At 35.3% G+C, this 5,970-nt stretch carries 6 protein-coding genes and 1 tRNA gene; 5 read left to right on the top strand and 2 right to left on the bottom strand.

The features are described from left to right. The first annotated feature begins 147 nt into the window (after positions 1-147). The 3 genes from uvrB (at position 148) to ABIZ51_04040 (ending at position 3,288) form a co-directional block, all read left to right on the top strand. The gene (gene uvrB, locus ABIZ51_04030) at positions 148-2,169 is read left to right on the top strand and encodes an excinuclease ABC subunit UvrB (protein ID MEO7087943.1); all 2,022 of its coding nucleotides are present in this window, start codon (positions 148-150) and stop codon (positions 2,167-2,169) included. A gap of 87 nt (positions 2,170-2,256) precedes the next feature. Then, complete coding sequence (locus tag ABIZ51_04035; protein MEO7087944.1) at positions 2,257-2,397, top strand: hypothetical protein; 141 nt, start codon at positions 2,257-2,259, stop codon at positions 2,395-2,397. Positions 2,398-2,523: 126 nt separating this feature from the next. After that, positions 2,524-3,288, top strand: a complete 765-nt coding sequence (locus ABIZ51_04040; GenBank protein ID MEO7087945.1) for an oxygenase MpaB family protein — start codon at positions 2,524-2,526, stop codon at positions 3,286-3,288. 14 nt (positions 3,289-3,302) lie between these two features. Here the strand turns inward: ABIZ51_04040 and ABIZ51_04045 are convergent, their stop codons facing one another. Both ABIZ51_04045 and ABIZ51_04050 read right to left on the bottom strand, forming a co-directional pair. Next, positions 3,303-3,896 carry a hypothetical protein gene (locus ABIZ51_04045; GenBank protein MEO7087946.1) on the bottom strand — a complete coding sequence of 198 codons (594 nt, stop codon included), beginning with the start codon at positions 3,894-3,896 and terminating at the stop codon, positions 3,303-3,305. A gap of 20 nt (positions 3,897-3,916) precedes the next feature. Further along, entirely contained in the window at positions 3,917-4,375 is a 459-nt protein-coding gene (locus tag ABIZ51_04050) for a hypothetical protein (GenBank protein ID MEO7087947.1), read from the bottom strand. A 65-nt stretch (positions 4,376-4,440) separates the two neighbouring features. On the opposite strand from ABIZ51_04050, the gene ABIZ51_04055 reads away from it, so the two are divergent. Together ABIZ51_04055 and ABIZ51_04060 are read left to right on the top strand one after the other, a co-directional pair. Then, a complete protein-coding gene (locus tag ABIZ51_04055; GenBank protein ID MEO7087948.1) occupies positions 4,441-5,607 on the top strand; it encodes a hypothetical protein in 1,167 nt (388 codons plus the stop codon). Positions 5,608-5,718: 111 nt separating this feature from the next. After that, positions 5,719-5,791: transfer RNA gene (locus ABIZ51_04060), tRNA-Lys, on the top strand. Positions 5,792-5,970 lie beyond the last annotated feature (179 nt).

Below are 5,970 nucleotides of genomic sequence, written 5' to 3' on the forward strand. Positions count from 1 at the left end.
ACAAAAAAGGAGTTTGAAAAATTAATTTTTCAAACTCCTTTTTTGTGGCTATAATTTTGTGTCATAAAAATAATTTCTCAAATCTACTTGAAAGAATTCTGCATTTTTTTATCGTTCTTTGATGTCTATTTTTTGTAGAACTCAAAGATGGATTTTAAAATTGTTTCCGATTTTAAGCCTACGGGCGATCAGCCAGAAGCCATTCGTCAATTGGTAGAAGGGATTAAAAAAGGCTTGCCGGCTCAAACATTGTTGGGCGTTACTGGTTCTGGAAAAACATTTACGATGGCAAATGTCATTGAACAAGTTAAAAGACCAACGCTTATTTTAAGTCATAATAAAACATTGGCGGCTCAACTGTACGCCGAGTTCAAAGAGTTTTTACCCAACAATGCAGTAGAATATTTTGTTTCGTATTACGATTATTATCAACCAGAAGCCTACATTCCGACCACCAATACATACATAGAAAAGGATTTGGCGATTAACGATGAAATTGAAAAATTACGTTTGAGTACTACTTCTTCTTTGCTTTCCGGAAGGCGCGACGTGGTTGTTATTTCTTCCGTTTCTTGCATTTACGGAATCGGGAATCCCGCTGATTTCCATAAAAATGTCATCCATATAAAAGTGGGAGATGTCATCAGCAGAAATAAATTTCTACATCAGTTGGTGAGCAGTTTGTATTCGCGCACAGAAGCTGATTTTTCTCGCGGAAATTTTCGTGTAAAAGGTGATGTGGTGGATGTTTTCTTGGCGTATGCGGATCACGCAATTCGTGTTCATTTTTTTGGTGATGAAATCGAAGAAATTGAAAGTATCGAACCTTCAACAGGGAAAAAAATAGAACCTTTTGATTCGGTTAATATTTATCCTGCCAACATTTTTGTAACGTCGAAAGACAGTATGCAAAATGCCATTTTCGAGATACAAGACGATATGGTTAAACAAGTGGATTATTACAAAGAATTAGGGAAACATTTAGAAGCAAAACGTTTGGAAGACCGCGTAACATACGATATAGAAATGATGCGCGAACTGGGTTATTGCTCCGGAATTGAGAATTATTCCCGCTATTTTGACAGACGTTTGCCGGGTACGCGCCCTTTCTGTTTGTTGGATTATTTTCCGAAGGATTATTTAATGGTGGTGGACGAAAGTCATGTGACGCTTCCGCAAATCCGCGCCATGTATGGCGGTGATCGTTCCCGAAAAGTAAATTTAGTGGAATACGGTTTTCGTTTGCCTGCAGCAATGGACAATCGTCCGTTGAAATTTGATGAGTTTGAAAGTGTGATCAATCAAATTGTTTACGTAAGTGCCACGCCTGCTGATTTTGAATTGGAAAAATCGGAAGGCGTAGTAGTTGAACAATTAATTCGTCCGACAGGTTTGTTGGATCCGATTATTGAAGTGCGTCCAAGTCTCAATCAAATTGATGATTTAATGGCTGAAATTCAAAAAGTAATTGAACGCGATGAACGTATTTTGGTTACGACACTCACCAAACGGATGGCGGAAGAATTAACGAAATATTTCGTCAACTTAAATGTGCGTTGCCGTTATATTCATTCTGATATTGAAACAATGGAACGCGTAGAAATTATGCGCGATTTACGACTCGGACTTTTTGACGTATTGGTTGGAATTAATTTATTGCGTGAAGGACTTGATTTTCCTGAAGTTTCTTTAGTTGCGATTTTAGATGCTGACAAAGAAGGTTTTTTACGATCGGCTCGTTCGCTTACGCAGACGGCAGGGAGAGCGGCAAGAAACGTCAACGGGAAAGTAATTATGTATGCTGACAAAATTACCGATTCCATGAAAAAAACAATCGACGAAACGCAACGCAGAAGAAAAAAACAAATTGCCTATAATTTCGAACACAATATAAAGCCTACAACCATTACAAAATCAAAGGATTCCATTCGTCAACAGGCGAGTATCACGCAAGGATATAAAAAGCCAAACAAAGGATATGTGGAACCGGAAACAATCAATTATGCTGCGGATCCAGTAGTGATGTACATGAGCAAAGAGGAATTGCAAAAAGCCATCTCAAAAACAAAAAGAGCCATGGAATCTGCGGCAAAAGAACTCGATTTTGTGGAAGCAGCAAGGCTGAGAGACGAAATGTACGGACTCGAAAAATTAATTTCGCAGAAGTGATTTGTTAAAAGATGTTAAGTTTAGCCTGACAACACAACAAAAGGGAACATATTTTGTTATCCGTATGTGAATAAGAAAACACATACTATGAAAAAGAAAAGAGACATCGGTAACGATAAACCGGTTATAAAAGTCCAATTGGACTATAAAACAGTCATGATTTTAAGAAGTTTAAAATCATTTGATTTGTGGAAGGAAAAATATCCTGACGCGAAAATAATTTCGTAGAAAAATTATTTTTTTGAAGGTTCCAAAACTGAGTTTTCAATTTAATTATTGAATAACAACGGTGCTTTTTAAGTATCGCGTAAAATTTCCACCCATTTTTTCAAGGAAAAAATCCCAATCTCACAAATGAATTATTTCGTTAAAAAAAATTCTATTGTTCGCGAAATTTGGGGTAAAAGTGATACTGTCCTTTTTATTTTTGCAGGAGCCGCAGCCGAGTTTGCGTTAAACAAAGCGGTTGATTGGCTTTATTTTACAGGCAGACTTCCAGCCGATCCTTTAGGACGATTATTTTCGACTGTAACGTATGCTCGAAAAATAATTTTTTCTGAAAACGAATCCGCTTTACACATTATAGATTCCATTTACAATATCCATAAAGTAGTTGAAAATAATCGCAAAAGCGAAATTCCGGATTGGGCTTATCGCGATGTTTTATATATGTTGATTTATTATTCAATTTCTTCTTACGAAGTGTTGGAACGGAAACTTAGTCAAGAAGAAAAGGAGGATGTTTACGAAGTTTTTTCCAGGTTTGGCAACCGAATGAAACTAAAAGGTTTACAGCCAGATTATTCGCAATGGTTGGTGCAGAGAGAAATTGATTTGGAAAATAATCTTAAAAAAAGCAACTATACGATTGATCTTTTTAAACAATATAAAAAGCATTTGGGAAAAATCCGATTTTTTATTTTAATAGAAGGACAAAAATTAGTGATCCCTGAAAAAGTACGCATTCTATTGGATTTCAAAAAGAAATCTTTGCTTTCAATTATTTTACCTTTTTATAAATTAAGTAGGTTTTGTAAGTTGGACGGAGCTGTAAAAAAAGTATTGTTTCCCAATAAATACGAAAAAGAAATCAAAGAAATTGATTCCTCGAATTTGTAACTTCTTGACAATTCCTATTTAAAATATTTATTGAAAAAATAAAGGAAAGCAGTTACCACCACAAATGAAATTCCGACTAACCAAAGTGCCTGAACTCCTGTTGGATGCGTCAATCGCTGCGCTTCTTCTTCGTGCTGAAGTGCAATTGTGTCTTCGTTTAAAAGCGGTTGACTTCCAAAGTTTTTCTGTAAAAAAGCCAATTCATTTTTAAAAGACATTCCGTTATTTACGGAATAATAATCTTGCGTAGTATCCGCAATAAGTTTTCGACTACGGCTGCAAAATTTTATTTCTAATTCTCCGTATTTATAATAGTTGGCGTAAATAATCCAAGTTTCCTTCGGTGTAAAATTAAGCTGGCAAGAAGTAGAACAATCGAATCGAACTTGGCTTTCGGCGTAACTTTTGCCTTTAAATAATTCAGACACATTAAAATAAACACTTGCGTATTTGCCGGAAATCACGGAGACTGAATCTACTTTTCCTTCAAAAATAACGGCATACGTTCTGCTTTGTTGTTGAATATTTTGTTGTATCGGAGGACAATCGCAAGCAATTGCAGATTTTACAAGGCAGGAAAAAGCGAACAGAAAAAATATTTTTTTCACGACGCAAAATTACCAAAATATTAATTAGGAAAAATAACTATCGGAAGAAGTTCATTAATTACGCCGTAATTAATCGCGACCAATTTATTTTTTTCAAAATAAAAATCAATTATTGCTTCGTCAAAACTAATCCGCTTTTCGCCCCATTCGTGCATTTCTGTTTCAATCTCAGTAAATCCTTTTTCTTTAAAAAGAGTAATAATTTCTTTTTCCTTTAGTTGGAAAATTTTTTTTCCCCAGAGCAAAGTATCTTCATTGTCAATCTCTACAGAGGAAAAACGATTGTTAAAATCAAGATCGAAAAATAGCGAATAACCTTGTTCCCAATAATGCCAAACAATTGTTCGGTGCTCATCTAATTCATTAAATTGCTCAATGTTTTCGGCACAACCAACCAGCGTTTCTACTTCTTGCATTCCGACACCAAATTTTAAAGTACCCAAACCTTCATGCGGTTTTATCTCCAACGATTTCATCATTGTTATTTTGTTTAAGATTGCGAAATACAATTATAAAATTAATTTTGCGAAAAATAAAATTTTTCATGAAGATTATCGAGGTAAATTCAGCATCCACAGAAAAAGATTTTTTGAATCTTCCGCGTAAGATCTATCAAAACGATAAAAATTGGATTGCTCATTTGCAGCAAGACATACGAGGCGTTTTTGATAAGAAAAGCAATAAGTATTTTGAACAAGGAGAAGCCATTCGTTGGATTTTAAAAAACGAAAAACAAGAAACTATAGGGCGTGTAGCCGCTTTTATCAATTACAAAACTGCCGATACTTACAGCCAGCAAGCTGGCGGAATGGGTTTTTTCGAATGTATTAACGATAAAAAAGCGGCCTTTTTATTGTTTGACAAATGCAAGGAATGGCTCGCTGCCAAAGGCATGAGAGCAATGGATGGTCCGGTAAATTTTGGCGAAAAAGACCGTTACTGGGGATTATTGATTGAAAATTTTACGTCGCCACCGCTTTATTTGATGAATTATCAACCGACTTATTACAAAGATTTTTTTGAGACCTATGGTTTTCAAGTTTTTTACGAGCAAATTGTTTTTCATCGAAAAGTACATGCGCCTTTGCAACAGGTATATATTGAACGATCGGAGCGAATAGCCAAAAATCCGAAATACCATTTGGAACACATCAAAAAAAACAATTTAGAAAAATACGCTGAAGATTTTCGCACGATTTACAATGCAGCTTGGGCGGCATCGCACGAAAATTTTAAAGAAATGCCCAAAGAACAAGCCATGAAAATGGTGAAAGAATTAAAACCTGTTATTGAAGAAGAATTGATTTGGTTTGCCTATTACGATGAAACGCCCATCGGATTTTACATTGCTTTGCCCGAACTGAATGAAATTTTTAAACATGTGGGCGATAATTTTAATTGGCTGGGAAAAATCAAATTTTTGTGGCAACAAAAGACAAAAAGCTGTAAAACTGCTTACGGATTGGCTTTTGGAGTAGCACCCAGATATCAAGGTAAAGGAATTGAAGGCGCTATTTTTGACGAATTCCGGAAAGCGTTGATAAAAAAAGGAAATTACGAAGACGTGGTAATTGCTTGGATTGGAGATTTTAATCCGAAAATGATTCGTGTAATTGAAGCCATGGGCGCTATACCTTATCGTAAATTGGCTACTTATCGCAAATTATTTGATGAAAATGCACCGTTTGAACGTTACCCAATTTTGTCTTGAAAAAAATATTTTTTCAACGCTGTTGCGGATTTGTTCATAAAAAATAAAAAGGAGTTTGCAATACTAAATAATGATTCTATCTTTGCACCCTCTTTTGAAAAAAAGAGTATCGATTCCGTAGCTCAGCTGGTAGAGCATTACACTTTTAATGTAGGGGTCCTGGGTTCGAATCCCAGCGGGATCACAAAAAGAAAAAGCCGCCCATTAAGGCGGCTTTTTCTTTTTGTGAATATTCTAACGTAGTTGATTTTGCAGCATTGTGAAGATTATGGAATTTACTTTTGAAGTTCGATAATCTCCCGTTTGATATTAGTCGTAAATATCTTTAGAGAATATTATTTTTTGAAGCACTGATTTTTTATT

It is taken from the genome of Bacteroidia bacterium (assembly GCA_039924845.1).
Classification (GTDB): domain Bacteria; phylum Bacteroidota; class Bacteroidia; order DATLTG01; family DATLTG01; genus DATLTG01.